Source organism: Brevibacillus sp. AG (assembly GCF_028369215.1).
In the GTDB taxonomy this organism is placed as follows: Bacteria; Bacillota; Bacilli; order Brevibacillales; family Brevibacillaceae; genus Brevibacillus; species Brevibacillus porteri.
This window is the reverse complement of the sequence record NZ_JAQMYO010000005.1, coordinates 42,028-68,622: the sequence shown is the minus strand read 5'-3', so window position 1 is coordinate 68,622 and position 26,595 is coordinate 42,028. Positions and strand designations below refer to the sequence as shown.

26 protein-coding genes and 1 pseudogene are annotated in these 26,595 nt (G+C 48.2%); 11 read left to right on the top strand and 16 right to left on the bottom strand.

Going from position 1 to position 26,595, the window contains the following annotated elements:
- Window positions 1–30: 30 nt before the first annotated feature.
- From POF51_RS14260 to POF51_RS14250, 3 genes are all read right to left on the bottom strand, one after another.
- Window positions 31–849 (bottom strand): alpha/beta fold hydrolase, encoded by an 819-nt coding sequence (locus tag POF51_RS14260; RefSeq protein WP_069847610.1) that lies wholly within the window; start codon window positions 847–849, stop codon window positions 31–33.
- A gap of 143 nt (window positions 850–992) precedes the next feature.
- Window positions 993–1,841, bottom strand: a complete 849-nt coding sequence (locus POF51_RS14255) for a family 1 encapsulin nanocompartment shell protein (RefSeq protein ID WP_007721249.1) — start codon at window positions 1,839–1,841, stop codon at window positions 993–995.
- 37 nt (window positions 1,842–1,878) lie between these two features.
- Window positions 1,879–2,478, bottom strand: a complete 600-nt coding sequence (locus tag POF51_RS14250) for an IMEF encapsulin system ferritin-like cargo protein (RefSeq protein ID WP_017250463.1) — start codon at window positions 2,476–2,478, stop codon at window positions 1,879–1,881.
- Between the two features lie 328 nt (window positions 2,479–2,806).
- On the opposite strand from POF51_RS14250, the gene POF51_RS14245 reads away from it, so the two are divergent.
- Both POF51_RS14245 and POF51_RS14240 read left to right on the top strand, forming a co-directional pair.
- Complete coding sequence (locus tag POF51_RS14245) at window positions 2,807–3,088, top strand: DUF2325 domain-containing protein (protein ID WP_016742090.1); 282 nt, start codon at window positions 2,807–2,809, stop codon at window positions 3,086–3,088.
- A gap of 63 nt (window positions 3,089–3,151) precedes the next feature.
- A complete protein-coding gene (locus POF51_RS14240; protein WP_017250462.1) occupies window positions 3,152–3,298 on the top strand; it encodes a hypothetical protein in 147 nt (48 codons plus the stop codon).
- 30 nt (window positions 3,299–3,328) lie between these two features.
- Here POF51_RS14240 and POF51_RS14235 read toward each other — a convergent pair whose 3' ends face one another.
- From POF51_RS14235 to POF51_RS14225, 3 genes are all read right to left on the bottom strand, one after another.
- Window positions 3,329–3,607: a S1C family serine protease gene (locus POF51_RS14235; protein WP_007721243.1), complete on the bottom strand. Its 279-nt coding sequence runs from the start codon at window positions 3,605–3,607 to the stop codon at window positions 3,329–3,331.
- Window positions 3,608–3,629: 22 nt separating this feature from the next.
- Window positions 3,630–5,081, bottom strand: coding sequence for a recombinase family protein (locus POF51_RS14230; RefSeq protein ID WP_069847608.1), 1,452 nt, complete (start codon window positions 5,079–5,081; stop codon window positions 3,630–3,632).
- A gap of 112 nt (window positions 5,082–5,193) precedes the next feature.
- The gene (locus POF51_RS14225; RefSeq protein ID WP_017250460.1) at window positions 5,194–5,514 is read right to left on the bottom strand and encodes a winged helix-turn-helix transcriptional regulator; all 321 of its coding nucleotides are present in this window, start codon (window positions 5,512–5,514) and stop codon (window positions 5,194–5,196) included.
- Window positions 5,515–5,713: 199 nt separating this feature from the next.
- Here POF51_RS14225 and POF51_RS14220 point away from each other — a divergent pair, with 199 nt between their 5' ends.
- On the top strand, window positions 5,714–6,808 hold the full coding sequence (locus POF51_RS14220; protein ID WP_069847606.1) for a YheC/YheD family endospore coat-associated protein: 1,095 nt from the start codon (window positions 5,714–5,716) through the stop codon (window positions 6,806–6,808).
- 64 nt (window positions 6,809–6,872) lie between these two features.
- Here the strand turns inward: POF51_RS14220 and POF51_RS14215 are convergent.
- Window positions 6,873–7,127: pseudogene (locus POF51_RS14215) on the bottom strand (trypsin-like peptidase domain-containing protein); the annotation flags it as partial.
- Window positions 7,128–7,525: 398 nt separating this feature from the next.
- On the opposite strand from POF51_RS14215, the gene POF51_RS14210 reads away from it, so the two are divergent.
- Window positions 7,526–8,059 carry a PadR family transcriptional regulator gene (locus POF51_RS14210; protein WP_017250457.1) on the top strand — a complete coding sequence of 178 codons (534 nt, stop codon included), beginning with the start codon at window positions 7,526–7,528 and terminating at the stop codon, window positions 8,057–8,059.
- A 57-nt stretch (window positions 8,060–8,116) separates the two neighbouring features.
- Here POF51_RS14210 and POF51_RS14205 read toward each other — a convergent pair whose 3' ends face one another.
- Both POF51_RS14205 and POF51_RS14200 read right to left on the bottom strand, forming a co-directional pair.
- On the bottom strand, window positions 8,117–9,229 hold the full coding sequence (locus tag POF51_RS14205; protein ID WP_069847601.1) for an aminopeptidase: 1,113 nt from the start codon (window positions 9,227–9,229) through the stop codon (window positions 8,117–8,119).
- A gap of 173 nt (window positions 9,230–9,402) precedes the next feature.
- On the bottom strand, window positions 9,403–9,495 hold the full coding sequence (locus tag POF51_RS14200; protein WP_017250455.1) for a YjcZ family sporulation protein: 93 nt from the start codon (window positions 9,493–9,495) through the stop codon (window positions 9,403–9,405).
- A gap of 225 nt (window positions 9,496–9,720) precedes the next feature.
- On the opposite strand from POF51_RS14200, the gene POF51_RS14195 reads away from it, so the two are divergent.
- The 3 genes from POF51_RS14195 to ytxJ all read left to right on the top strand — a co-directional run bounded on the left by POF51_RS14195 (window position 9,721) and on the right by ytxJ (window position 11,256).
- The gene (locus POF51_RS14195) at window positions 9,721–9,954 is read left to right on the top strand and encodes a hypothetical protein (protein ID WP_017250454.1); all 234 of its coding nucleotides are present in this window, start codon (window positions 9,721–9,723) and stop codon (window positions 9,952–9,954) included.
- 453 nt (window positions 9,955–10,407) lie between these two features.
- Window positions 10,408–10,806: a hypothetical protein gene (locus tag POF51_RS14190; RefSeq protein WP_017250452.1), complete on the top strand. Its 399-nt coding sequence runs from the start codon at window positions 10,408–10,410 to the stop codon at window positions 10,804–10,806.
- 123 nt (window positions 10,807–10,929) lie between these two features.
- The gene (gene ytxJ, locus POF51_RS14185; RefSeq protein WP_069847599.1) at window positions 10,930–11,256 is read left to right on the top strand and encodes a bacillithiol system redox-active protein YtxJ; all 327 of its coding nucleotides are present in this window, start codon (window positions 10,930–10,932) and stop codon (window positions 11,254–11,256) included.
- 132 nt (window positions 11,257–11,388) lie between these two features.
- Here the strand turns inward: ytxJ and POF51_RS14180 are convergent, their stop codons facing one another.
- Window positions 11,389–13,545 (bottom strand): cell division protein FtsA, encoded by a 2,157-nt coding sequence (locus tag POF51_RS14180; protein WP_271755625.1) that lies wholly within the window; start codon window positions 13,543–13,545, stop codon window positions 11,389–11,391.
- A 314-nt stretch (window positions 13,546–13,859) separates the two neighbouring features.
- Here POF51_RS14180 and POF51_RS14175 point away from each other — a divergent pair, with 314 nt between their 5' ends.
- The 4 genes from POF51_RS14175 (at window position 13,860) to POF51_RS14160 (ending at window position 17,495) form a co-directional block, all read left to right on the top strand.
- Window positions 13,860–14,957: a bifunctional 3-deoxy-7-phosphoheptulonate synthase/chorismate mutase gene (locus POF51_RS14175; RefSeq protein ID WP_017250449.1), complete on the top strand. Its 1,098-nt coding sequence runs from the start codon at window positions 13,860–13,862 to the stop codon at window positions 14,955–14,957.
- A 126-nt stretch (window positions 14,958–15,083) separates the two neighbouring features.
- On the top strand, window positions 15,084–15,392 hold the full coding sequence (locus tag POF51_RS14170) for a metal-sensitive transcriptional regulator (RefSeq protein ID WP_007720961.1): 309 nt from the start codon (window positions 15,084–15,086) through the stop codon (window positions 15,390–15,392).
- 115 nt (window positions 15,393–15,507) lie between these two features.
- Window positions 15,508–16,518 carry a catabolite control protein A gene (gene ccpA, locus POF51_RS14165; protein WP_017250448.1) on the top strand — a complete coding sequence of 337 codons (1,011 nt, stop codon included), beginning with the start codon at window positions 15,508–15,510 and terminating at the stop codon, window positions 16,516–16,518.
- Between the two features lie 44 nt (window positions 16,519–16,562).
- Window positions 16,563–17,495: a 5'-methylthioadenosine/adenosylhomocysteine nucleosidase gene (locus POF51_RS14160; RefSeq protein ID WP_069847595.1), complete on the top strand. Its 933-nt coding sequence runs from the start codon at window positions 16,563–16,565 to the stop codon at window positions 17,493–17,495.
- Window positions 17,496–17,564: 69 nt separating this feature from the next.
- Here the strand turns inward: POF51_RS14160 and POF51_RS14155 are convergent, their stop codons facing one another.
- The 6 genes from POF51_RS14155 to POF51_RS14130 form a co-directional block, all read right to left on the bottom strand.
- Window positions 17,565–18,713: an acetoin utilization protein AcuC gene (locus POF51_RS14155; protein ID WP_069847593.1), complete on the bottom strand. Its 1,149-nt coding sequence runs from the start codon at window positions 18,711–18,713 to the stop codon at window positions 17,565–17,567.
- Window positions 18,710–19,354, bottom strand: a complete 645-nt coding sequence (locus POF51_RS14150; RefSeq protein WP_069847591.1) for a CBS and ACT domain-containing protein — start codon at window positions 19,352–19,354, stop codon at window positions 18,710–18,712. Before POF51_RS14150 ends, POF51_RS14155 begins: the two co-directional genes overlap by 4 nt.
- A gap of 34 nt (window positions 19,355–19,388) precedes the next feature.
- Entirely contained in the window at window positions 19,389–20,021 is a 633-nt protein-coding gene (locus POF51_RS14145) for an acetoin dehydrogenase (RefSeq protein WP_069847589.1), read from the bottom strand.
- 71 nt (window positions 20,022–20,092) lie between these two features.
- Window positions 20,093–23,233, bottom strand: coding sequence for a penicillin-binding protein 1A (locus POF51_RS14140; protein WP_069847587.1), 3,141 nt, complete (start codon window positions 23,231–23,233; stop codon window positions 20,093–20,095).
- 180 nt (window positions 23,234–23,413) lie between these two features.
- Window positions 23,414–24,013 carry a 30S ribosomal protein S4 gene (rpsD, locus tag POF51_RS14135; protein WP_016742106.1) on the bottom strand — a complete coding sequence of 200 codons (600 nt, stop codon included), beginning with the start codon at window positions 24,011–24,013 and terminating at the stop codon, window positions 23,414–23,416.
- 290 nt (window positions 24,014–24,303) lie between these two features.
- A complete protein-coding gene (locus POF51_RS14130; RefSeq protein ID WP_069847585.1) occupies window positions 24,304–26,592 on the bottom strand; it encodes a YcdB/YcdC domain-containing protein in 2,289 nt (762 codons plus the stop codon).
- Window positions 26,593–26,595 lie beyond the last annotated feature (3 nt).

Here is a 26,595-nt window from a genome sequence, read left to right as displayed (position 1 = left end):
ATTGAGCTGGTTGTCTTTTTTGATGCATGTTTACAGGGAAAGCTCCCTTTGCGCCCGATCCAGCCATTCATTCACAAGCTCCGTAAACAAAAGTGGCTGCTCAATCTGCAAGTTGTGTCCCGCACAATCGAGTGCGGCAAAAGAAGAGCGGTGATAGCCCTCAATAATATTCCAAATATCGCGATAGCCGACAGAATGATCTTGTTTGCCCACAACAAAAAGACTCGGGTGGGGGAAGGGGGCCGTATCCAATGGGAAGGACACGCCGTAGGACTGTCTGATTTTACTGAGGAAAGATGGGTCAGACAGCATGTAGCCGTCGACAATCTCTTTTTTATAGCGATTCCACGTATATTCAGTAGCTACTACCGCCATCGACTCAAACTCCGCTCGTTCCGTCTCACTCAACTTCTCCCAGAGAGAAGGCTCCTCTATTAAGACGGGTTTATCCGGCAGTGTGCGCTTTTCTTTTTCAGGAATGACGTTCGGGCAGATGAACAGGGCGCCCTTCACTTGATCCCGGCGCTTCTCGATAACTGCTCGTGTAAGATATCCGCCGTATGATTCACCCGCAATGAAAAAGGGTTCACCTGGAATGAGCTGATCGATGAACGCGAGGACAACCTCCAGAATATCGTCCGTGGTGTGGATATGTTCGTAGTTTTCCGTTTGTCCCATTCCAGGCAGGTCTATGTAAAGTCGTCGGTATCCTGAGCGTTTCTCAAAAATTGGTTCCAGACAACCAGTCATGCAGCGGTGATCAAGTGAAAAACCGTGAATCATCACGACAGGAAAACCGCTTCCGATCTCCTCATAATAAAGGTTAACGCCATTGACCTCGCATCTCATATAAATCCCCCCAACGACATTTGTGTCAGATTGTTTCGAAAGTTTGGAACGTACGTTCTTATTATAAGGGATCTGTTACATATTTCAAGGATGAAAAAACACACCCACAACGAGAATCGTCAATGGGTGTGCCAAAGGGCTTCCTATTCTTCTGTTTCTTCCAAAGTGCAAATTGCGCTTGGACGCTTGATCCGCAATACAACGCACTCGTAAACACGGAACAGACTGTTCATTTGCTCGTCTCCGAGGAATGCGGAGTCGAAGTCTTCTGCAATCGCCAGATCGAGATTGTGGCGGCCAGTCGCTACCAATACGCCGGAACGGCCCTTAATGGTAGGAGATTGGAAGACACCGTCTGTAACGAGATTGCGTACATGCTCGATCTCAAGCACGTTGGTGCCTTTATGCACGCGATGCAAGAGTGAGTAGAGCTCAGGAGAAACAACCAGTGCATACGGACCGCTGTGGCCCATTTTCAACAGCTTGTTGCGTGCTTCCACGATATCAGCAAACGCATTGCCAGATTCCATCCAATCGCTCTTTAGATGAGTGAGACGGCCTTTTACGTTCATCAGACCTGGGAGGTCGAATTCCGCAGCACCGTTGAAGATCAGATCGTCTTCCATCAGTGCACCACCAGCAGCTGCATTGGCAGCCGCGCTCATGTCCAAAGGCATGCCCAGTGTGCGTGCTTGGGCAACATCACGCCAGTAGAGCATGAAATCCTTGTACAGGATTGGAATCGTCATGCTGACACGGCGGCTAGGCTGTGTCATTTCCAGTGATTCTCCGCGCAGGGAGAGACCTCCAAAACGGGATTCCTCATATACATCGTTGGTAATGGTTTGGATACCTTCACCTAATGGTCCATAAATATCGATAAAACGACGTCCTACCAGCTGGCGGCGAGCCATGTCAACGACAGTTGCATCCAACTGGTTCCATTCTTCAGTCGTCAAGGGAGAGTCTGGGTATTTACGAAGCTTGTCCATAGTGTAACCTCCATGTTATTTCAGGATTTCCGATTCTTTACATTCCTTTCAAGCTGCCAACTGTCAGTCCTTTTTTGCCAGAAACTGCAGGAGCGGAATGCTTGACCACGGAAGCAACACCGTGAGGAGCGGAAGCCGAAGCTTTCAAATGATCTACCTGGTGAATGTCGTGCCCCTCATCGTGATCAGTGAGATCAGGATGAGCAGCATCAGAGAATCGTTGGCTCATGTTCGCCATGATCTCTTTGACTGTCAAATAGTCTGTATGCGTTTTTTCACGCATGCCATCCAGGAGCTGACGTGTTTCGTCATCCTTGAATTCATACAGAGAGAGCTCCAGATGCTCGCGGAAATTGTGCAGTCCAAAACGTTCCAGATTCACATCGGACAGCATTTGCGAGAGGTCGCGATCACTTAGCTGATCCAGGCTTTTTCCTGAGGACACCTTCTCCAGGTAGGGAACCAATTCCTGCAAGCGACCCATGCGCTGTTCTTCTTCTTCCAAAATATGATGGTAGTAAAGACGAGTATGCTCGTCCGTTGCCGCGTCGATAATCGGCTGGATAACGCCCATGAAGCTGTTGATATAACCTCTGGTGCGATCAAAAATGGCGTGCAGCTGTGTAATTTCTTGCACCCTACGCCACCTCCTCATTACAATCTATTTTTTCATTATACCGTTGGAAAAAACACCCGGGCAACACCTATGTACATTTTCTTATGATTACGAAGAATATGGTGCGGTGTAATTTGGAAAAGAGGGCGGGAGCGCTAGAGCGCCGTGGCTTTACCTAGAGGCTTCGTTTCTAGTTTTGTTTTTTGACAAAAAAGTTATCATGGAGAGTATTGTCAAAGTCAATTGGGAATGATAATATTTATCAATAAGAGTGATATTCATTATCAATTAGCATTCTGAGAAGAAAACATAAATCCTACATTACCTAAATTTAAGGAGGTAACACGTTATGTCATCCATTTTAGTAATAGGCGGAGATCGCCTGGGCAATATTATCGAACTTCTGCAAGGGCAAGGCTTCAAGGATATTCACCACGTAACTGGACGGAAAAGCTCGCAAACCGGGGTGAAAATTCCAGCTGGTATCCACATGATTTTGGTGTTGACTGATTTCGTCAATCACAACTTGGCCAAAACGGTGAAAAACCAAGCCAAAGATCGCGAGCTGCCCATCGTTTTCTGCAAGCGTTCGTGTTCTGCGATTGCCAAAGCCTTTGATCTCACTGCGTAAATACATACTCTCCAGAACGGGCAGACTACGTTCGTGAGTCTGACACCAACGGAGGAATGACGCATGGAACAGAATCGTTTGAGTGAACTGCCTATCGCACAGCTTACGGCCGCTCAGCTGCAACAATTAAAACAGGCAGAAGAACAAATCAACACAGAAGGTCCAAATGTATATCTTATTGCATTAGAGAAGCAATCCCCGTCCTCCTAGACGGGGTTTTTTTGTTGAATCGTTTGCTTCTCACTTGAATACGTATTGCTCCAGTTGCATTTTGAGGGCGTCAATCCCGATGGCGAAGCCCAAGCATTGGCTGGATTGAATGATGAATGCATTGAGGCCAACGACTTCCCCATTCAAATTAATGAGTGGACCTCCGCTATTTCCTGGGTTAATGGCAGCATCCGTCTGAAAAATTTCTTCGTACATTCGCTTCGCAACCTGTAAGCGGCGGTTTTTGGCACTGATGATTCCCGCTGTCACAGAATTTTCCAAACCAAGTGGGGAACCACCTGTCGCCATACAGGCAAAATCAGGGGCAATTTTAGTGAAAAGACAATAGATGCAGGCAGACCTCTCGATTTTTCTGACCAGAGGCAGTGTCTGTTGCTTCCACATCAACACGTTGGATGAGTGTGCATACGAGCAATTGCCGTTCTTTTTCATTTGCATACGTCCAAATCAGTTTCCAATTGGAAAGCGCATCTAGATCAAGCCGTTGTCCTTTTGAAACAGAGGAGTAAGCGCGTTCCTGTTCTTTTGCAGCTCTCTCCAACGCACTGATTTTCTCTCGTAAGGCAGGGAGAGTAAGGAATCCCTCTTCATAAGCTTGTTCCCAGCGCTGCCTCCGAATTTGCAGCTGTTGCTCGGTTTCTTTCGCGGGAGCGCGGGAATTCGTCTGTAACACAGTCTGATACACTTCCTTCAACGCAGCGATTGACTCTGGCGAATGCTGCATCAGCTCGTGCACAATGGCTTTTTCCAAGCGATCCTCACGTATGGCAGGAGCATCACACGTACCAGCCAGCTTGTTTTTACATAAATAGTAGCGGTGCGTGTAACGTTTTTCTCCTTTTCCCGTAATCGTGGTTGTTTTCCCGCGCATAGAGGAGCCGCAACGCGAGCAGTACAGCAATCCGGAAAAGAGGTAGCGGGAGCTGAGAACGCGGGGATGGCTTGTTCCGCGAGCACTCATCCGCTCCTGCACTCGCGAGAAACATGGCTGATCGATAATGGCTGGGTGAGTCGCCTCTTCGATAATCCATTCCTCCGGGTCATTGCGTTGTTGATCGGCGTCGGTGTAATTCCAACGCAACGCACCATGATAGACAGGATTTTTTAACAGTCGAAGTACGGCACTTGCACTCCATGAAGCGCCATTTTTCCCGCGCAATCCGGAATAATTCGCCCATTCAGCGATTTGACGCGGGGACTCGCCTCGATCATAGCGCTCGAACATACTACGTACGCCAGCTGCTTCCCTTTGATTCACGACCAGCGTTCCTCTCACCAGATTGTATCCATATGGTGCAGGTCCTCCTGGTCGTTTTCGTTCTCTTGCCATCTGGCTCATTCCCAGCTTGACCCGTTCTGCCAAGTTTTCTCGTTCCCATTGTGCGAGGGCAGCCACTAAGGTAATAAACAGTCGCCCGATTGCCGTAGTCGTATCGTATACCTCGGTGCAGCTTTTAAAGTGTACTGCATGTCGATCGAACTCCTGCAGGAGCTGATACAGATCAAGGACAGAGCGAGTGAGTCGATCGAGTCGATAGACGAGGACGACATCGATTTCACCCGTTCGGATATCCAGCAGGAGCTGACCGAGTGCGAGGCGATTCGTATCTTTGGCACTCACGCCTTCATCTGCGTAGACGGCATGGACTTCCCAACCTTGGGAGTGAACGTACGAGAGCAGCTTTTCCCTTTGAGCGGGAATCGAAAATCCTTCACGTGCCTGATCCTCCGTACTGACACGAATGTAGACGGCCGTTCGCATCGCCCGCCCTCCCTTCACCTTGGGTTGCTAGAGTGTACAGCAAAAGGGAGGAGCTTATGCCTGACCGCACATAAAAAACCCCGCTTATCCGTCTTGGACAAGTGGGGTTATGCTACATCCATTTTTGGCCCCATTCGTGAATGGAATCAATGACAGGACGCAGATCTTTTCCTTTTTCGGTCAATTCGTATTCAATGCGAACCGGGATCTCTGGGTACACTTTGCGCTCCAAAATTTCCAGCTCCTCCAGCTCTTTCAGCCTTTCAGAGAGCATTTTATCGCTCATATGCGGAACCATTTCGCGGATATCTTTGAATCGTACAGTCCCACGTAGCAACACATGAATAATCAGGCCGGTCCAGCGCTTTCCAAGGACGTTTATTGCACATTCATATTTTGGACACATGTGTTCGCCAGAAAAATCTTGACTCATATCGGCGTCACCTCTATCTAGCAGCATTATTGTTGCCCTTTATTCTAACAGATTAGCTTGAAAAAAGTAAGTAACGAAAAGTTGGAATGACACTTTGTCTATGGTTGAGTAGTCAAGCCCGTTTTCATGGACAAATGTTTCCCAATAAGGTGTCCACACATACACTAATCGCGAAATAAGAAGCGAAGAGGGTGTTACGATGCTTTCTAAACGGGTAATCGGCATTTTAACCTGGCGGGAGGGTGTACGCTTTGAGGAACCAGATTATTTGCGAAGGTTGGTTCAAACAGGGCAAAAGCTAGGCGCAGTAATCTACCTGTTTTCGCATCAGGACGTCAATGTTCCCGCAAGAAAGATCAAGGGCTTCATCCCCAAACCGAACGGGGGCTGGATAAGTAAATCTTTCCCTTGGCCAGAAGTCGTAATCGATCGGTACCGACGTAGGGTAAAAGAGTATATCCGGCTGCGGAATAGCGATCTGTTTTTCTTTGCAAACAGTCCGTTCAGTAAGAAATGGAGAGTGACGAATCTACTCGCTTCCGATGATCGTGTCAAACGCTGGATTCCGGAGACACATATTTACGAAAAAGGCTTGGTCCGAAACATGCTCGCACGCCATGGGCTCGTCTATGTCAAGCCAGGCAATGGCACAGGGGGAAGAAGTATCCTCAGAGTGAAGAGCAGCGGCAAGGACTATAGCCTCTCCGGACGTGACAAAAAACATAACCATCATGTAGCTCGGATTGATACGGTGGAAGGCGTGGAAAAATGGGTCAAAACGTGGGTGGCGGAACAGCGTATTCGCGATGGCAATTTCCTGGTGCAGCAAGGTTTGAACCTGGGGCTGCTACGCAAGCATGTCGCCGATGTACGGTTATTGATTCAAAAGGACGAGCGTGGGGAGTGGGTGGTGACAGGCTGCGCAGTACGTATGGGGGAGAACGGCAGTGCTACTTCCAATTTGCATGGGGGAGGCAGAGCGATTCCCTTTGAATGGTTTATGTTCAAGCGATTTGGAGAGGAGCGGGGAGAGCAGATCAAGCAGGAATGTTATCAGCTTGCTTTCGAGGTAGCAAAGACGCTCGAGGATTATTTCGGTCGCATGATGGAATTCGGTCTGGATATTGGGGTGGATGTGGACGGACGTGCGTGGTTAATCGAAGTGAACCCCAAGCCGGGGAGAGAGGTTTTTCGCCAGATGGGTAACATGGGACTATACAAAAAGGCGATCGCTCGTCCCGTTCAATTTGCGCTGTATTTGGCCCGGAACCAGGCTCGTTTTTTGTCTCTTTGAACACAAATGGTGAACCGACGCTGATGACCCATTCTCCTACTTTTGTATGAGAGGAGTTGCCTAGTGGCAGTGGATATAGCTTGCAGTCTGCATCAATTTTGATGACGGCGTAATCCCGGACTCGATCAGCTATAATGCGTTTGGCTTCAAACACTCTACCGTTATATAGCTTCACGAAAATGTTTTTGGATTTACCGATGACATGCTCGCTCGTCAAGATATACCCTTTCGGATGAAAAAGAAATCCGGAGCCAAAGCTTCGTTCCGTGGGTGGAGAATTATCCTCTTGATCAATAAGGCTGCGAATTAACGAATCCACGTCTTTGGAATGGGGAGCATCTTCGGTCACGATGGAGACTACTCCTTCTTGAACTCGCTCGACAATGGGAACGAAGAAATTGAATGGGTGCAGACTGCTGCTGCTCACAGGGTACTTTACCCGCGTATATTGGGACCATTTTTTACTTTTCACCGATCTCTCCCCCTACAGCAGATAGGTATGTATCATCTTATGGGGAGTGGAGTGGGAAGGGACGCCCAATTTCTAGTCACGTGAAGGATATATCATTAATTTTGATTGATATAATAAAGAAATAGCATTGGTATAATTATTTAAATCCATTTATAATAACATGTAGTTAAAGAATATTTTGAACATAAAGGCTAAGTCCTAGCCGCTAGAGAGAGAAAAAGAACGGTAACGGAGGATGCGAAGAGATGGATGTTAAAACGATCATACTGGGTTTCTTGAGCTATGGGGAAATGAGTGGCTACGATATTAAGCAAGCGTTTACAAACAGCATTGGATTCTTTTATGACGCTAGCTTTGGTGCTATTTATCCAGCATTGCGCAAACTGGAGGAAGAAGGCTTCGTGACGAAGCAAGAAATCATTCAGTCTGGCAAGCCGAACAAGATTTTGTACCGTATTACAGAAGCCGGAAAACAATCTTTCCGTCAAGAAATCCAGACGCCTATCTTGCCGCCAGTATTGCGCTCAGACATGCTGGTTAAGATTTTCTTCGGCAAGAGCCGCACGATCGACGAACAAAAGGATTTGCTAGAGGGCTGTTTGGATACGCAACGTCAATTGCTCCAACAAAGTAAGGCCTCTTATAAAAAGCTGGAAGTGAATTTTGACGAATATCAACGTTTTTGCTGGGAGTATACCATTCATCATCTGGAGTCAACGATTTCCTTCATGGAACAAAAAATGACTTCCTTGATGAAACAACCAGCTTATTCCGTTTAGCCACATAAAGCGAAGGGCTCATGTCTTGTGAACAATGAGCCCTTCGCTTATTTTCATTTATTTAAGGTTTTCTGGATTGAGGCATTCGAGCTCTGGTACAACGAAACGTCCGTCTTTGCGGATCAGGCGATCGTCAAACCAAATTTCTCCTCCGCCCCACTCAGGGCGTTGAATCATGACCAAGTCCCAGTGTACGGAGGATTTGTTTCCGTTAAACGCTTCATCGTATGCCTGTCCTGGTGTAAAGTGGAAGCTTCCATCGATTTTTTCGTCGAAGAGGATGTCTTTCATCGGGTTTTGGATGTACGGATTCACACCAATCGCAAACTCCCCAACGAATCTGGCACCTTCATCGGTATCAAAGATTTCATTAATCTTTTCTGTATCGTTGGCAGTTGCTTCGATGATTTTGCCATCCTTGAAGGTCAGCTTGATATTGTCGTATGTAAAGCCTTGGTAAGGAGATGGCGTGTTGTACGCGATCGTACCGTTGACAGAATCACGGACAGGAGCAGTGAATACTTCTCCATCAGGGATGTTGGCTTCGCCTGCACATTTGATTGCAGGAATATCTTTGATGGAGAAGGTCAGATCGGTGCCTGGCCCTACGATACGTACCTTGTCGGTTTTCTCCATCAGCTCGACCAGGCTGTCCATGGCCTTATCCATCTTGCCGTAATCAAGTGTGCACACTTTGAAATAGAAATCTTCGAAAGCGGCGGTGCTCATGTTAGCCAACTGAGCCATAGATGCATTTGGATAGCGAAGCACGACCCATTTGGTATGCGGTACGCGAATATCCAGTACAGGACGCGCTAGCAGCTTGGAGTGCAGCTGCATTTTGTCTCCAGGCACATCAGAGAGCTCGCTGATGTTGTCGCCGCCGCGGATGCCAATGTAGCAATCCATTTGCTTCATGAAAGCCACATCTGCTTCACGCATGATACCCAATTGTGTTTCGTTGGCACCCATCAAAAGTTCGCGCTGAACGGATTGGTCGATCAGTTGAACAAACGGATTTCCCCCAGCTTCGTATACCTTGGCAATAACGGCTTTTGTCAAATCGGTAACGTTGCCAATGGAGTAAATTAAAACGTTTTCACCAGGCTTGACAGTCACCGAATAATTGACAAGGACGTCAGCCAGTTTTTCAATTCGTGGATCTTTCATAGGAAGGGGATCCCTCGCTTTCCATATCATTCATATCCATTGTACACAACTCAAACAGAAAAAAGCTACCCACTGGCGAGGGTAGCTTGCGGAGGAAACGCGCTTGAAGGATTCGGTATTTCATGTATATGCAAGGACCTGCTGAATATGGCTATATCTTCGGGGAAGAAAGATTAGTCGCAGCTGCACCCGATAATAACCAGCAGGATGAAAAGAATCAAAACCAGAGTGAAGCCGTCGAATTCTCCATTAAAGATGCCGCTCATCGAATAAACATCCTCCTCATATGTGTGTTAAGCCTCTTGTGCTTACATCTACAACATATGGGTGATCGCATAGGACCGAACCGGGCATCCGCCCATTTTTAAGAAAATTGTTTGGGGAATCTCTCTTTTTCATACTCTTGCAGTTCTCGATGTTTATTATTCTGAAAAGCAGGAAAAGCTAGAGGATACCAAAAGACTTTGCAAGTATGAAAGGATGTTTATGTGATGCAAAGATCATTATCGAGCCTGCAGCATGAGTTGGTCCAAATTACGATTAATGTTGGCGAAGACTTTAAATCCATTGTGTGGAAAGCGCAGTACGATATGGACTTCAATACAGAATGTCTGTTTTGTTTTTCCGAGCAAATTACTGGCTATCGTGTAGAAGATGAAGACGGAAAAGCAGGGAAAGTCGCTGTTTGTCCGCATTGTGAAAAAGTAAACGCTATCTACGCGTGAGATTGAAGTTTGATCGCAAAAGAAAGATGATGCTGCTTGCTAGCATCGTCTTTTTTAGTATGTTTAAGTTGTTGCTAGTTTTCAAAGGTACCGATGAACGCACAAAGCTGGTGAGAAGAAAAAGCACAGGGCTCGTAGACCTTGACAACGCCTACCCAGTCGGAACTTAAAAAAGGGGACCACGCTTGTCGAACACTTCTTCCTTGAGAATCTTCCGCCCGTAGGGTGGCTTTGGCTCGACGGTCCCCTTTTTTAAGTGTAGACGGACAGTTCCCCCCATGCTGGCGTGTCAGAGTCGAAGAGAACTGTGCTTTTTCTTCTCCTCCACTATGTTGACTCTAGTCTATATCTGACTCTATATCCACCAAGTACCACCTGTTCTTTAGCAGGATTGAAAGGAGGCTTCTCGAATAGTATGAGAGGCATACATAAGTAGATATAGGGGTGAACACCGTGCAAAAGAGATGCAGCCGCTGCGGGAACGAAATGGAGATCGAGCTGCGCAACGTCGTGTACCGGAAACGGGTTAAAATTATGAATGTACCTGTACACGTCTGCGTGGACGAAGACTGTGACCATTCCCAAGTGGTAGATGTGATTAAGGATGATTTGAAGTCACTCATGGAGGAACTGGGCCAACATCCGCAGCGCAAGGCAGTCGAATTCGAGGAAATGTCAGAGTTATCCAACTTATTGGTATTGATTGCTAATGAGAAGGTGAATTCGACCGTAAGAGAATTACTTGGTGAAAAAGTCAACGAGCTATTGGATCTGTTTTTGTTGGCGCAGTCCCTTGGCGATGAAAAATGGATGTTGGAGCTACGCGAACGTCTCACGAAAATTATGGTGTAAGGATAAAGAGATGCCTGGAAGAGAGGTATCTCTTTTTTCATTTCTCCACTGCACCGCAAATGTAGACTTTGCTGCTTGGACTTATGTATACTGATAGGCACATAAGATAAGGAGAGATGAATCATGTCACAAATACAGCTTCACTCCATTGAAGAACTGGATGAGTTCGTAGCGAAAAATGGGAAAAAGCTTTTGTTTAAGCATAGCACGATTTGCCCAATCAGTACGTCTGCTTATGAAGAGTTTCAGGCGTATTTGTTGAACAATCAAGTGGAATCTGCGGTCATTCTGGTACGAGAGGATCGCCCTGTCTCCAACGCCGTAGCGGATCGTTTTTCCATCAAACACGAATCCCCGCAAATCTTTTTGCTGGAAGACGGCGAAGTAAAATGGCACACGTCTCACTGGAAAATTACAAAGGACGCGATTGGCCAGGCGCTCAACGCATAATCATTCATACAGGAAAAAAAGCTGCTGACGATAAATAAAGTCGGACAGCTCTTGAGTAAAGCAAAAAGCCGGGACACCCGATAAGCGAGGTGAATCCGGCTTTTTGCATGGAGAAAAAGGACGCTGGATAGACTATTCCCAGAATAACTCCAACTTGTCTCCACTTTTCAATTCTGTCTGGAAGTTGGCTTGTTCGCCGTTGACGAGCATGACGAATCCGGAGATACTCTCACGGTCGGGCTTTTCCAAGGAAACATCGACAAAACGGAAGACGTCGCTAAACACAGGTGTAGACGCAGGTGAGGATTTTACCGTGATGTCGGCACCTTCGCTCACGGGATCAGAGGCATTCGCCGCATTTCCGTCTACGGTAATCGTTACTTGTGCGACAGGCAATACGACCCGTTCACCATTGAAGTGTACGATCATTGTCTCCTGTACCCATTCTTCCAAAGGGATGACATCTTGTATGGAAGGGGTAGGGACTTCATCCAGCCGATATACGAGGACATCACCTTTTCGGACGATATCTGTCAAAGCTGCTGGTCTTCCGTTCAGCTCGATCACCTCCATACGGGACGGAACCGAATAATCTTGTCCATTCACAGAAAAACGCAAGCCTGATTCCTCTGACGTTTTCAGTTCTGCGAGCTCGAGTACTTCATAGACAGTACGTGGAAGGCGGATGTCCACCTCGGCACGATCAGAGATCCATGTATCGAGAGTAGCAACCGCTCCGTTAACATGTACGACTGGACCGAGCGAGTAGGGACGGTCATTGCAGATCACTTCAAGCGTGTCTAGCTCATCGAATAAATCTTTGGCAAATACACGTGCATCATCGCCATTTGTACCTGCTACTACGATGATTTGGTCCCCGTCATTGATTGGCGTGTCGAGACTGACGCTCTCTTTGTTGCGCTCAATCACCGGCGCCGTCCCATGACCACCCGGAATCATTTTCATCCGTCCGTTTACGGTGACTGTCATCGCCAATCCGGGGCGACCATACAGACGGCGGATATCCAATCCAGATGCAATGAGCGCATCACCCAATGTCATTTTTCGCAAATCGAAAATGCGCACAGGAGTATCATTGACCGTAACGGTTACATAGCGCAATGGATGACGACGCGCAGCAACAGCGATACCGACTGGCGTTACGAACTCAGGTCCACTGAGCGCAGGATTGTCTCCGACGTACTGTTTGATCGCATCGCCGCCTCTGACAGCAACACGGGCGGCAGGGATATTCAAGACCTGAGCGACTTTTCCAGTAAGCCCAGGGGTGAGGCTGCCGCCGCCGATCAGCATGACCGCTTGCGGAGCTTTTCCGTTGAGCTCCAATATTTTAAAGGCAATTTTATCGGCGAGTTGCTGGATGTCTGCTTCAATCGCACTCGTTACCTCGGTAGCGCTCATCGTATGCTCCATGCCGAGAATGTCGGTGAAGGTGACGGACTCCTCGGTGGATAAGAGACGCTTCACTTCTTCTGCCATCGGAAAATCCATGAGAAAGGCGTTCATGAGCGCATCCGTGATTTCATCACCTGCAACAGGTACCATGCCGTAAGCGGTAATCGCCCCTTCCTCAGTCAGCGCTACGTCAGAAGTACCTGCCCCGATGTCCACCAATGCGATATTCAGTCGGCGCATGGTCACAGGAATCAGGACATTAATCGCCGCAATAGGCTCAAGTGTCAATGCCTGCATTTCCAGATCGCATCGTTTCAGAGCAGCAATCAGCGAGTCGACAACCACGCGTGGAAGGAAAGTTGCGATCACATCTGCGCTTGCTATGTCACCCCGCTGGTCAATCAGACTCCCGATCAACTCGCCATCCAGATGGTAATTGACGACGCTGTAACCGACGCAATAATAGCGGGTGACGTCTTGATCCTTTAGCTCTTGGGCTAATGCGGCTTGGGCCTCCTGTACAGCGGAAAACTCCAAAGCGACAACATCTTCACGAGAGATGAAGGCATGTCTGGCTAACGGCATGTCCACTCGAACGCGGCGGGTGCGCAATGACCGACCGGCAGCAGCGACCGCTACCTGATGTAGTTTGCCATATTTTCCTTCCAGCTCTTCTTTTATTTGTTGAATCACCTTAGCTACGGCGACAATATCGTGAATTTGCCCATCGAGCATGGAGCGTTCATCATGCTCTCGAATTGCGCAGTCCAATACGCGGTACTGCTCGCCGGTCGTTTCTACGATCAGGCCGACGACGCTGCGCGTTCCAATATCTAATGAAAAAATAAGCTCAGGGGCTGTGATGTCAGACAAAAGTAGGTCACTCCTTGTAAGAGGTTGTTCAAAAAGTCTTTACAATACTTATCGGTGATTTTGGACTGCATCGGAAAGGAACAATCACTTTTAGCTAGAACATATATCCAAAACTATTCGATTCAAAAGGGAAAGAATCCTGTCGAATCAAGGAATCTTCTTCGGTTTGACGAATAATTTGAAAAGATAAAAAAACAGAAAAAATTTACTTTCGCGCTTTTTGGCGCTAAACTGCTGACAAGGGTGTTTGAATCGATTATAATTACCCTAATTTATCGATAAATCCCTATATAAAAAGAGGAGAGTGGAGAGAGATGGCACACGATCAAATCGAAACCATGCGCAAGCAGATAGACGAGATCAACCTGCAAATTCTTGAATTGATCAACAAACGAGCTACCTTGGTTCAAGAGCTCGGCAAAGAAAAAGAAAAACAGGGCAGCAACCGTTTTGACCCAGAGCGTGAGCGCCAAATGCTCAATCTGCTCGTTGAAAACAATAAAGGTCCTTTCAATGACAATGCGATTCGTCATTTGTTCAAGCAAATTTTCCAAGTTTCCTTAGATCTGCAAGACGACGATAAGAAAAAAGTACTCCTCGTTAGCCGTAAGAAAAAGGCAGAGGATACTGTTATCACTGTAAAAGGCGTTGAGTTCGGAGGGAAAAATCCGATTCTTATCTCAGGTCCATGCTCCGTGGAAAGCTACGAGCAAGTAAGAGCAGTAGCAGAAAACCACGCAAAACGCGGACTGCGCACACTGCGCGGTGGTGCGTACAAGCCTCGTACTTCGCCATACGACTTCCAAGGTCTGGGTGAAGAGGGCTTGCAAATCCTCAAGCGTATCGGGGATGAATTCAACCTCGTAACGATCAGTGAAATCGTGACGCCAGCAGATCTCGAGATGGCGACGAAATACATCGATGTCATCCAAATCGGTGCTCGCAATATGCAAAACTTCGAGTTGCTGAAGGCAGCAGGTCGTGTGAACAAGCCGATCCTCTTGAAGCGAGGCCTCTCTGCTACGATTGAAGAGTTCATCTACGCGGCAGAGTACATCCTGTCCGAAGGTAACACACAAGTCATGCTGTGCGAGCGTGGAATCCGCACGTATGAAAAAGCGACACGCAATACGCTCGATATTTCTGCTGTACCACTCCTCAAGCAGGAGACGCACTTGCCAGTGTTTGTAGACGTGACGCACTCTACAGGTCGTCGTGATCTGCTCTTGCCTTGCGCAAAAGCAGGCTTCGCAGTCGGTTCTGATGGAATCATGGTAGAGGTTCACCCAGATCCAGATGTGGCACTGTCTGATGCAAAGCAACAGCTGAACATTCCACAATTCAACGAGTTCGTTGATGAACTGCTCGCTTCTGGCCTGTACAAAGGTGAGATTGTGGCAGCGAAAGCATAAGAATACCTTTCGGTTACGTTTTGAGGGTCCTTCCTGCGCGCGGGGGGACCTTTCTCATTTGACGAACCATTGGCGACCAAGTAAGCTAGAATTACGTGCTGATATTGGTGAAGGAGGATAGGCCATATGGAAGACAACCATCAATGCTGCTCGACTGATCGGTCCACCGAAAGGCCAGATAAAATCAAGTCTAATCTCATCTCCCGTCTGAATCGGGTAGAGGGACAAGTTCGCGGAATTCGCGGAATGGTAGAGAAGGATGTCTACTGCGACGACATTCTCAATCAAATTGCGGCTGTGCAATCTGCACTAAATGCGGTTGGGAAAATGCTCCTCGAAGGACATATGAAAAGCTGTGTGATGGATCGCATTCAGCAAGGCGATCATGAAGTAATTGATGAGCTTTTGAAAACGATGAACAAACTTATGAAGTAACGGGTGCGCAAGCCGTCAAAAACGATTGCAACGGCATACGGCTTGTCGTATCATAGGTGCATATATTTATGAAAACGCTTATGAAAACCAAAAAATAGGGAAATGAGGGTGCATGATGCCGGTTACTATATACGACGTAGCAAGAGAAGCGGGGGTGTCGATGGCGACAGTTTCCCGCGTAGTCAACGGGAATCCCAACGTAAAGCCTTTGACCCGAAAAAAGGTATTGGCTGCGATTGAGCGCTTGGGATATCGACCAAATGCGGTTGCTCGTGGACTCGCTAGCAAAAAAACGACAACAGTTGGTGTCATCATCCCGGATATCTCCAGTTTGTTTTTCTCCGAATTGGCGCGAGGGATTGAAGATATCGCTACCATGTACAAATACAACATCATCCTGTGTAACTCTGACCAACGGATGGAAAAGGAATTGCAGCTCATTAATACCTTGCTCGAAAAGCAGGTGGACGGGCTTCTGTTCCTGGGCGCAGAAATCAAAGAAGATCATTTGCAGGCATTAACAAGCACGTCTGTACCGACTGTACTCGCCGCGACTCGCGATGCAGACAACGTACTGCCGTCGGTTAGCATTGACCATTTCCAAGCCGCATACGATGCGACAGAAGCATTGGTTGCACGCGGGCACAAGCGCATTGCGATGATCGCGGGTCCTGCAAACGATCCATTGGCAGGGTTAATGCGCTATGAAGGCTATAAAAAGGCGTTGAAAGATGCGGGTATCGAGTTGGATGAAGAGCTGATTGCGACAGGCAACTACTTTTATGAATCTGGCTTGTCCACTACAAAAGCTTTTCTTGCCCTTAAAAATCCGCCAACGGCGATTTTCGCAGCGAATGATGAGATGGCCATTGGCGCGATCCACGCCATTCAAGATTCTGGCCTGAACGTGCCAGGTGACATCGAAGTCATTGGTCACGATAATATTCGTCTGGTTGAAATGGTACGTCCACGACTGACTTCTGTCGTACAGCCAATGTATGATATTGGTGCGGTGGCGATGCGCCTGTTGACCAAGTACATGAATAACGAGAATGTCGAAGAGCATGTCGTGCTGCTGCCGCATCGAATTGAGTATCGGGAGAGCACTAAGCCCGAGCAAGCTTGATTGCAAAGGGATGTAGGCAATTGACAGCAAGAGGAGGATGGGAAATGCGTTACGGAATTATCGGCGCGATGGATGAAGAAATCGCGCTTTACTTGGAAGCGATGCAAGAGACGACTACTGCGACCAAAGCAGGCATTACCTATTACACAGGTAAAATGGAAGGCAAGGATGTCGTGCTGTGCAAATCAGGTGTCGGCAAGGTGAATGCTGCCGTGACGACACAAATCCTCATCGATTCATTCCAAGTAGAACGTGTCATTTTCACAGGTGTGGCAGGAGCTGTTCACCCTGAATTAAATATTGGTGACATTGTCGTTTCGACGGATTGCATCCAACATGACATTGATGTGACACCGCTTGGCTTTGAGCCAGGACAGATACCGTTTACAGAGCAATGGACTTGGCAAGCGGATGCTGGGCTGATGCAGCAAGCGATCGATGCGGGCAAGGAGCTGGAAGCGGGAGTTCAAGTAGTGAGCGGGCGTATCTTGTCCGGCGACCAGTTCGTTGCCAGTCGGGAAAAGGTGCAATGGCTGTATGAGCAATTCGCAGCACATTGTACCGAAATGGAAGGGGCATCTGTCGGACAAGTATGTGCGATGAATGGCGTGCCGTTTGTCGTTGTTCGTTCGATGTCGGATAAAGCAGACGGCTCCGCGCATGTAAACTTCGTGGAATTTACCAAGCTGGCTTCCCAGCGCTCGTATGCGATTGTCCGTAATATGCTGACAGCTTCTCAAGCATCGACAGCTGCGGGAGTGATCGTCTACTCGACGAAAAACTGTGTGGATTGCGACATGGTTAAAAATTGGTTGACAGCAAAAGATGTTTCCTTTGAAGTGCGCGATGTTATGACGAGTCGTGCCTATCAAGAGGAAGTGGAGCGCTTTGGCTTCATGGGTGTACCTGTAACAGTCGTAGGCGATAAAGCGGTAAAAGGCTTTGCACCTTCTGAGCTGGAAGAGCTAGTGAAATAGGGTTTGGAATAGAAAAAGCGTGCTGACCAGTACCCAAAGGTACGAGGGCAGCACGCTTTTTTTTACTTTTCATCCAATAGGTGCGTTCAGCATCGCACGTTCTAACGTAAGACGATTTTTTTCCGTGATCTCTGCTCGTCGTGGGATTGTTGGGAATGGTTCGTCAAAAAGCCGAGGTGGCAAGGGCAAATCCGTCTCAGGTTGCCAGCGCTTGAGCCAAGCTTCGGGAAGATCACTGTCTGTCAGAGGCTGATCGCTCATCTCACTCCATACCAGCGTCCACGCCCGCGGCACCACCCGCCAAATATCGTATCCCCCGCCGCCTACAGCGATCCAACGACCGTCGCTATATTCATGAGCAAGACGGTGGGCAAGACGAGGAATGGTTTGATAAATTTTCATTGAGCAAGACAAATGGGTGAGGGGATCAAACGCATGAGCGTCACAACCATTTTGGGTCAGAATGACATCAGGCTTGAAGCCAGCTGTTAGCTTTGACACCAGCTCTTCATATACTTCCAGAAAAGAATCGTCTTCCGTGAAGGCATCGAGCGGAACGTTGACAGAATAACCGTAACCGCTTCCATCTCCACGTTCAGACAAATTCCCTGTTCCCGGGAAGAGATACTTTCCCGTTTCGTGAATGGACACAGTTAGTACAGAAGGGTCATCGTAAAACGCCCACTGTACCCCATCTCCATGATGGGCATCTGTGTCGATATACAGCACACGCGCATTCCAGTTTTTTCGCAAATAAGCGATCGCGACGGAGCAATCGTTGTAGATACAAAATCCAGAGGCGCGTCCACGAAAGGCATGATGCAGTCCGCCAGCGGGATTGAAGGCGTGTTCTGCCTGTCCACTCATAACCGCGTCCACTGCGTTTAACGTACCTCCGACGATCAGCGAGGACGCTTCATGCATGTTCGAAAAACAGGGAACATCCTCTGTTCCCAAGCCATAACTGGCTGCCTGCGGAAGCTCGTGTTCACTATGGCCCTGATCGCGAACAAATTGGATATAACGTGGGTCATGCACCAGGGCAAGCTCTTCATCTGTCGCCGGTCGGGGAGTCAGGATGTCTGAGTCTTTGAGTATTCCGTAACTGCTCATCAGATCGTGTGTGAGGAGCAGACGACGCTGGTTAAACGGATGATCATCATGAAAATAATATTGCGTGTAGTCTGGAGAGTAGATCAGACGAGCATTTCGGCTCACTGGGGTATCCCTCCTTCCGTAGGTCCGATTACGGAAAAGCCTTTTTCAAGGAGTAATTGCGTCACGATACGTGGATCAATTGTCTGTACCCGAAAAACAAGATTCTTTTTTGCAGGCTGTTTCCCAGGAAAGACCACAACGCTCGTGACATTTACTTGTGCATCGCGAAAGACTTGACTGACTTCTGCCAGCATGCCGATGCGGTCATCTACTTCGACTTCGATATGGGAGCTAGGCTTGTTAACGCCGAAAAGTTCGATCAAGCTAGAGAAAAGATCCGATTCTGTGATCAATCCTACGAGCCGATTCCCTTCGACGATGGGTAGCGAGCCGATTTTGTGCTCATATAGTTGGAGGGCTGCGTCTTCGATGAAATCCAGTGGGTGGGCAGTGATAACTTGTTGATTCATGATATCGGCTACAGGCTTGTGCAGGACGGTGTCGTCATCGTCATGCGTCAGCAGGCGAGAGGGGAGAGCGTCTCGCAGATCACGGTCCGAGACAATGCCTACGAGTGAGTCGTTTTCAATGACAGGCAAATGCCTGATTCTGTTTGCGCGGAGGAGAAGAAGCGCTTCTCCGATGGTAGTGGATGGCTGGATCGTGACAATTTTTTTTCGCATAATCTCTTCAATACGCATAAGAGTGACCTCCTGGAATCAAAAGGCATCCAAACTAGTAAAGAAAACGATTTTGAAACCGCATAGCATCAAAGGCAACGACTGTTTCTGGCGGTACACGCTTGCCGATTTTGGCCATGAGACAGTTGGCGGGATGTGAGCATATTTCCGGATCGTCTGTCGCCATCCAACTAAGGCCTGCGCTGCCCATGACCTTTTCCATAACCTTTCTGTATTGCCATACATCGAGTCCTGTTCCTTTCAGATCCCAATGCCAGTAATACTCCGTTGTAATAATGACGTAGTCTTCCATGGCGTCGTCCATGAAGCCGACTTCCAGCAGCTTTTTGCCTACGCCACCCGCTCTCACTTTATGACTGATTTCAATCGCGCCGAGCTCCAGCAAATCGGGCAGTTGCGCTTGTGACCATCGCTCCAGTGGATCGGGGTGCAGAAAGGTAACGTAGCCGAGGACGAGGTCTCCTTCGCGTGCAATAATAATGCGTCCTTCAGGCAAATCTGCGATTTCGATGAGAGCTTCATGCTGCTGTTCAGGGATACGAAAAGCTTTCAGACCCTCATCAAAGCGTAATGAGGCCAGATGACTTCCTGTAATCGGTCCTTCGACGAGCAGCTCCTTGTTGTTCACCATTAGGCTCAATGAATGATAGCGTTTGACGTGCTCCATCAGTTCCCCCCCTTACGTTTGTAGAAAAACAGAGATGGCGTCTAACCATCTCTGTCAGTTGTTATTCCAGTTTATTCTGTGGTGTTGGCAGTTACGATGTTAGAATGTGGCGATTCTCCGTAACTGTTGACTGCGGTAATGTAATAGTTGCTGCCATTCGGTACTTCTGCTGCGTGAGTAAAGCTTGTGCTAGAGACTGTACCGAGTAGCAAATAGCCGCTTGCTGAGTCTGGGCTAAAATATACGTTGTACATCTGCTCAGACGAGCTGCTTCCTTTCCACTGTAGCTGCCAACCGTTTGGCGTATTCTTGATGGACAAGGATTTCGGAGCAGCAGGTGGTGAAGCGGAATCTGTGTTTGTATTCGTGCCTCCTGATCCATCTGGTGGGTTCGTCGCAGTTCCACCTGGATCTGTTTGACCATTCCCGTTATTGTCCGTCGGATTCGGGAGACCTGTTTCCGTACCTTGATTTGGATCAGGCAACTGCCATGTCTGTGTAGATCCGACAGAAGCGATTGCGGAAGGCTGCGATTCATTGCCAGCGATATCCACAGAAGTGACATAATAGCCTAAATCTCTATGGGTTGCAGTCGTATCGGCAAAAGTCAATTCGGATGGATCTTTCACAGTCGCTACTTTGACAAAGCTGTTCTGCGCATCAGCGCGGTAGATGCGATAACCGACCAAGTCAGCTTCTTTGGCTGATTGCCAGGTAAGCGTAATTTGCTTGCCTGAGCCCGTAGCTGTTACACCGCTTGGCGAAGATGGTGTTCCACCTTGCTCTGTACGAGGGTCTTCCTTATCAGGCAGGCGTTGCTCCCAATCTGGTGGTTGGGTGGCGACCCTATTGTTTTTCGCTTGAATTTGCTCCTTGGTAGGGAGCGGATCAGGTGAGCGGTAGAAGACGCCTTCGGTAACAAAATCTTCAGGTGTTCCTTCCTTCGCCAAATACCGTTCGCCATTATACGAAATGAGTCGTGCTTTTTGGTGGGTGTCGTCCACCTTCGTTGGAACGAATTTGCTGTTGAATATATCAGTGATCAAATGGCCAGCTTCTTTTGAAAGCTCACTTGGCAAAAGACCTGATTTCGAGTCAACAGTCGCGCTGACAATTCCTGCCGGCTTTTTAAAGGTGGAGTCAGGAGGCGAAAGGTTCGGATGCTTCGCAATGACATCCTTCATGACCTTACCCCATACGACCATCGGAACATATTTGTCCGCGTCTGGCATTGGATATGGCTCGTCAAAGCCAACCCATACCCCCATGGACAGCTCTGGCGTGTAACCGACGAAATAGAGGTCGTTGCTGTTGTTCGTTGTTCCGGTTTTACCTGCCACATCGACTTTGCGCGGCACGTATTTGCGGATGTGTGTACCTGTACCGTTATTGACAACGGAACGCATCATATCAGTGATCAAGTATGCTGTTTGCTCGCTGTACACTTGCACAGGTTTGGTTTCATGGCGATAAATTGCTTTTCCAGTGTTATCTTCAATTCGGTCAATCAGATAGGCATCCACGAAAGAACCGTGATTTGCGAATGTCCCATAGGCGTTTGTAATTTCCTCGACAGTTGTTCCGTAAGTAAGACCGCCAATTACGCCGGTGGCTGCATAGTTGTCAGCATCCACCAATGTTGTGATCCCCATTTTCTTCACGTATTCAAGAGCCGTTGGAATGCCAACTTTCAAATACGTCTTGATCGCCGGAATGTTCCAGGACATCCGCAGTGCTTCGCGGGCACTCATCATCCCTTGCCATTTGTTGTTCCAGTTCTTAGGTAAATGGGAACCGTTCTGGCCGTCAGCGAGTAGCACCGGAGCGTCATCGATTGGGGATGCTGGCTGGAGCAATCCCAGTTCAAAAGCAGGAGCATAAGCTGCAAGTGGCTTCATGGCCGAACCAGGCTGGCGTGGTACGGTGGCGTGGTTCGTCTGTTCCACCTTGAAGTCACGTCCCCCGATCATGCCGAGGATGGCTCCTGTTTTGTTGTGAATCAGCATTGCGCCGACTTCTTCCAGAGCATTTTCGATTTTTTCTGTTTTGCCGTTCGAGCGACGAATCGTATAGGTACGATTCTTACCGAAGTTTTTCGGATCGGCTGCAACAGCCTGCATGATGTCATATACGCTCTTGTCGATTGTGGTATGTATCTTGTACCCTTTTCGCAGTATGTCGCGACGTTTCTCTTCAACCAGCTGTCGGTATTCGTTGCGGCCGATGGTTGATTTGTCTCGACCTTTTTCCAAGAGGTCTGCATCCACAAGTTGACGTGCGGCACGATCTTCAATTTCCATCATCAAGAAAGGTACTTCTCGATAAGCTTGCTGCGTCGGTTTTGCTAGCTGTGCCTTCAAATCACTGGCGAGAGCTCCATCGTATTGGGTTTGTGTGATGTAGCCATTTTCCAGCATGCGATCCAACACCATTTTTTGGCGTTCCTTCCCGCGCTGATAGCTTTCTGCACGGAATGGAGAGTAGGCACCTGGGTTTTGAATCATGCCCGCAAGATAGGAGCCCTCAGCGAGCCCGAGCTCTTTTACATCTTTGCCAAAAATCCCTTTTGCGGCAGCCTGAACGCCGTATACGTTTGATCCGTTGGCGTTTTTTCCGAAGTAAATTTCGTTCATGTAGGCTTCCAGAATCTGATCTTTGGAAAACATGCGCTCGATCCGAATCGCAGTAAAGATTTCACGGGCCTTACGGGTGTGGCTAACTTCAGCAGAAAGGATTGTATTTTTTACAAGCTGCTGTGTAATCGTACTACCACCTGTTACGACAGGCTGGTTGGTAATTTCCTGAATCGCTCCACGCATGGTAGATTGAAGCGAAACTCCAGAGTGGTGGTAGTAGGTTTTGTCTTCAGTTGCAATGATGGCATTAATTAAATAGGGAGAAACGTCTGCTTTCTTCACCAAACGTCGATCGCCTTCTTCGGCCCGCAATTGGCCGATCAGAGAGCCGTCGCTGTAGTAGGCGAATCCAGTCAGATAGTTGGTGAAGATTTTATTCTCCAGTTCCTCCTTGCTGCGCACAGGCTCGTCCTTCACGAGTGCGGCAACATAACCTGTCACGATTCCTCCCGCGACTGCAGCTCCCATTAGCCCGAGTACGAAGACGATTTGGAAGATGATCCAAAACGTTCTACCACGGCTTCTGCGTCGCTTTTTCTTCGTCGGTTCAGAGGAAGATGTGTGGTTATTCGACATAGTCTACGACCCCCTAGCATACCCCCTGATTATACCATACGAGGAACCTAGAGGATAGAAGATGCGAAGGAGATAGCAAAATGTGTCAAAAACCGTTGAAAGTTGTCGGGTGTATGAAGGCAATAAAAAAAGAGCAGGCCGACAAGCGGCACTACTCTTTTTCTTTTTATCCTCAGACGATTAACGGCTGTAGAACTCAACGATCAGAACTTCGTTGATTTCAGCTGGCATTTCTTCACGGTCTGGCAGACGAGTGAAGGTACCTTCAGCAGCAGCATCGTTGAATGTAACGTAGTTCGGCAGGAAAGTACGGCTTTCCAGAGCGTCCTTGATCAGTTGCAGACCACGGGACTTTTCACGAATGGAGATTACATCGCCCGGTTGTACGCGGTAGGATGGGATGTTTACTTTTTTGCCGTTTACCAGGAAGTGACCATGGTTTACCAACTGACGAGCAGCTGGGCGAGTTGGAGCAAAGCCCATGCGGTATACCAGGTTGTCCAGACGGGATTCCAGCAATTTCATGAAGTTTTCGCCCACTACGCCAGCCATTTTGCTAGCATTGTCGAAAGTGCGGCGGAATTGTTTTTCGTTAAGGCCAAACATGTGGCGCAGTTTTTGCTTTTCTTGCAACTGGATTCCGTACTCGCTCAGTTTACGACGGTTGTTGTGACCGTGTTGACCTGGAGGGAAGTTGCGTTTGATGTCTTTTCCTGTACCATCGAGGGAGATACCCAGACGACGAGCAAGTTTGTGACGAGGTCCTGTGTAACGTGACATGTATTCATTCTCCTTTAATATGGATTCGCAGGTGTTTACTTCCGGCAGGTTAGTTCCTACTTTATCTACACGAACTTCGGACGGTAGCGTTTCCGCATCGTGCTCCTCACAGATGATCAGCCGCAGTCTGTAAGGGAGGGAACTAAGAGGGTACATCCTTCCGTTTTTACCTACAATCAATGCTACCCTGTACACATACATTCAATAATACTAGGCGCGATATAGTAAAGTCAAGGGAAAAGAAGCGCGCCATCCGCCGCAAGAAGTGGGATGGATGGCGCTTTTTGGGTTTATTTTCGCAACAGAGTAACAGGACCGTCTGGAGTATCCCGTTTTTCAAGGAAACGGGTAAAGGTAATGGCTGCATCGGCACGAGGGACGAGGCTTTGCGGCTGGAACTTCTGTTTGTCAGTCGGCACGATACCGAGTGTAGTCGCGATGATGATCGAACCGCGGTACTTCGAATTGGCAATGTCTGAGAGCTCAGATTGGAACATGCCAGGGAAGTCCGTCAGTTTTTTGTAACCGAGTGCACGAACAATCATATCCGCGAGCTCTTCACGTGTAATCGTCTCATTTGGATTCAGCTTGGAAGCATTTTTATCGAGAAGTCCGCGATCAACAGCACCTTCTACGGCTGAGAAGTAGCGCGAACCATTTGCCACATCGCTATAGGTGGCCTTACGTTCCAGAGAGTACTGCGGATAGTGTCTGCCCTGGTTGAGACTGATCATGAGCATTTCAATCATTTCGCCACGTGTGATCGGTTTTTGCGGCATAATATTGCCGTTTTCAAGCGATAGTGCGTCATATTCATACATCAACGAGAGTTCCTTCTCTGCTGGATGACCTTTCAAATCGGCAGGAGCCGGGCGATGCAGCGCAATCGTTTTGCCAGTAGAGGTAGAGCTCCACTCGCCTGTTACAGCGTCAAGGTAGTACGGCTGCTCAAACGGCGTCATTGTTGCGCGATAGACAATCTTGGCCGTTCGCTTCGGTGTGTAGGAAGGCTGCTCTTTTGCGCGTTTGGCATCCTCAGGAGTAAGGGGGACGAGGGCGTAAACGGCCTCTGCTTTTGTCTCAGTCCACCACTTTTCACTCGCTTCGGCAGCAGGCAGATGCTTGGGAACTTGTGTCGGGTATGTTTCGTTGCCCAATTCAGCACTGTAATTCAGCAGATCGCCTGTTTCGATGTCAAACGTGAAGTGGGCAGAGCCGCTAGCTGCAGCTATTCCATTGATAAAACGCTCAAATCGGATCTGCGTCCGCTCGGAATCAACAGGTTGGTTTTGGTTTTCCTCTTCAATAGGCTCTGTCCAGTAAAGCTGGTGGGCCATGGTTGGCGCCAAATCACGAATTGTTTCCATCGCTTTTGCCTTGAATTTTTCCGTGTCTGGTTTTTTAGAAGCGGTTGTTTTTTCTTTATGGCCACGGAAGTCCTTGTTCAATCGGTAGATGTCCCCGGTTACAGCATCCACGGAGACATACGCAAATCCGTCTTCGCTATTGCCCTTTTCGCCAAATTCGAGATCCCAGATGGGACGATTGCCACGGTAGTCTCTTTCATTGTAATTGGCAGAGCGAAGCTCGTAGTTGGACAAATTCAACGTTTTCGATGCCCATTGTACAGCTTCCTCTTGGGAGAGCGGTTGTCCGCTGCGGCGTGCAGGAAGGACTTTGCTGCTTACAGGCTCAGGATCTTTCGCTAGTTGATACGAGGTCAACGATTGTGTCAATGCTTTGCCAGTCTCCGCATCAATGTAGAATGTGAAGGGATTCATATACCCGAGAGACGGCTTGTTATTTTGAGTTTCCATCCGCTCCCATGGCAGCAGGTAAACTGGTTTTGGATTCGCTTGTTCTTTAAACAGTTTCTCAGCTTCTTCTTCTGAGATTTTCGTATCCGTGTTCTCGAAAGTCACGTCGTTCCAAGACAGAGAATAGTTGGTCACTTTGCCGGAAGCATCTACCGTGATATCTGCGCCGTTGTCAGGAAAGAGAATGCCGTCCACGTCACGAACAAAGCGGAAATTATAGTAGACTTCCGAGTTCAGCGGAGTTTTTGGCTCTGGCATATCACGTGTATACAGTCTTGTTTCCGCTGCTTTTCCTGCATTGTTTTTCTCGAAAAAGCGCTTCGCCTGCTCTTGCGCCTCTGTATAGGAAATTCGTTTTGCATAGGGAAGCTGAGATGCTTCCTGCTCTTGACGCGAATAGGAAGTCAGTTCGCCTGTATTGGCGTGGATACTGACGCTATAGGATAGACGGACTTCGCCGTTTTCTGGATCTTTCTTCACCCAACTAAATGACCATTCTGGAAATGGGCGCCAGCTATCCGCTGAACGAAATGACACATTCTGCACCGTCATCCCGGCGGTAGGCACTATTTTTGTAGCGAGAGCCAAGGCTGCTTCCTTGGACAGCTTTGCTTTGGCTTGTGCCACAGAGTCTGCTTGTGCCACAGTAGTCGCCATTTTATTGGTACTCACATGAGGTGATTGTGCATGCGCTTGAGCCACAGGCAGCAACAGACTGACAGATAGAACAAATGAGCTAGACCGAATGATCCACGGTTTCATAGG

Bases quoted from the DNA above. Each gene is read 5' to 3' on its own strand.
- POF51_RS14260 (WP_069847610.1), bottom strand. From the start codon at position 849: ATGAGATGCGAGGTCAATGGCGTTAACCTTTATTATGAGGAGATCGGA.
- POF51_RS14255 (WP_007721249.1), bottom strand. From the start codon at position 1,841: ATGGACAAGCTTCGTAAATACCCAGACTCTCCCTTGACGACTGAAGAA.
- POF51_RS14245 (WP_016742090.1), top strand. From the start codon at position 2,807: ATGTCATCCATTTTAGTAATAGGCGGAGATCGCCTGGGCAATATTATC.
- POF51_RS14240 (WP_017250462.1), top strand. From the start codon at position 3,152: ATGGAACAGAATCGTTTGAGTGAACTGCCTATCGCACAGCTTACGGCC.
- POF51_RS14235 (WP_007721243.1), bottom strand. From the start codon at position 3,607: ATGGCGACAGGTGGTTCCCCACTTGGTTTGGAAAATTCTGTGACAGCG.
- POF51_RS14230 (WP_069847608.1), bottom strand. From the start codon at position 5,081: ATGCGAACGGCCGTCTACATTCGTGTCAGTACGGAGGATCAGGCACGT.
- POF51_RS14225 (WP_017250460.1), bottom strand. From the start codon at position 5,514: ATGAGTCAAGATTTTTCTGGCGAACACATGTGTCCAAAATATGAATGT.
- POF51_RS14220 (WP_069847606.1), top strand. From the start codon at position 5,714: ATGCTTTCTAAACGGGTAATCGGCATTTTAACCTGGCGGGAGGGTGTA.
- POF51_RS14210 (WP_017250457.1), top strand. From the start codon at position 7,526: ATGGATGTTAAAACGATCATACTGGGTTTCTTGAGCTATGGGGAAATG.
- POF51_RS14205 (WP_069847601.1), bottom strand. From the start codon at position 9,229: ATGAAAGATCCACGAATTGAAAAACTGGCTGACGTCCTTGTCAATTAT.
- POF51_RS14200 (WP_017250455.1), bottom strand. From the start codon at position 9,495: ATGAGCGGCATCTTTAATGGAGAATTCGACGGCTTCACTCTGGTTTTG.
- POF51_RS14195 (WP_017250454.1), top strand. From the start codon at position 9,721: ATGCAAAGATCATTATCGAGCCTGCAGCATGAGTTGGTCCAAATTACG.
- ytxJ (WP_069847599.1), top strand. From the start codon at position 10,930: ATGTCACAAATACAGCTTCACTCCATTGAAGAACTGGATGAGTTCGTA.
- POF51_RS14175 (WP_017250449.1), top strand. From the start codon at position 13,860: ATGGCACACGATCAAATCGAAACCATGCGCAAGCAGATAGACGAGATC.
- POF51_RS14170 (WP_007720961.1), top strand. From the start codon at position 15,084: ATGGAAGACAACCATCAATGCTGCTCGACTGATCGGTCCACCGAAAGG.
- ccpA (WP_017250448.1), top strand. From the start codon at position 15,508: ATGCCGGTTACTATATACGACGTAGCAAGAGAAGCGGGGGTGTCGATG.
- POF51_RS14160 (WP_069847595.1), top strand. From the start codon at position 16,563: ATGCGTTACGGAATTATCGGCGCGATGGATGAAGAAATCGCGCTTTAC.
- POF51_RS14150 (WP_069847591.1), bottom strand. From the start codon at position 19,354: ATGCGTATTGAAGAGATTATGCGAAAAAAAATTGTCACGATCCAGCCA.
- POF51_RS14145 (WP_069847589.1), bottom strand. From the start codon at position 20,021: ATGGAGCACGTCAAACGCTATCATTCATTGAGCCTAATGGTGAACAAC.
- POF51_RS14140 (WP_069847587.1), bottom strand. From the start codon at position 23,233: ATGTCGAATAACCACACATCTTCCTCTGAACCGACGAAGAAAAAGCGA.
- rpsD (WP_016742106.1), bottom strand. From the start codon at position 24,013: ATGTCACGTTACACAGGACCTCGTCACAAACTTGCTCGTCGTCTGGGT.
- POF51_RS14130 (WP_069847585.1), bottom strand. From the start codon at position 26,592: ATGAAACCGTGGATCATTCGGTCTAGCTCATTTGTTCTATCTGTCAGT.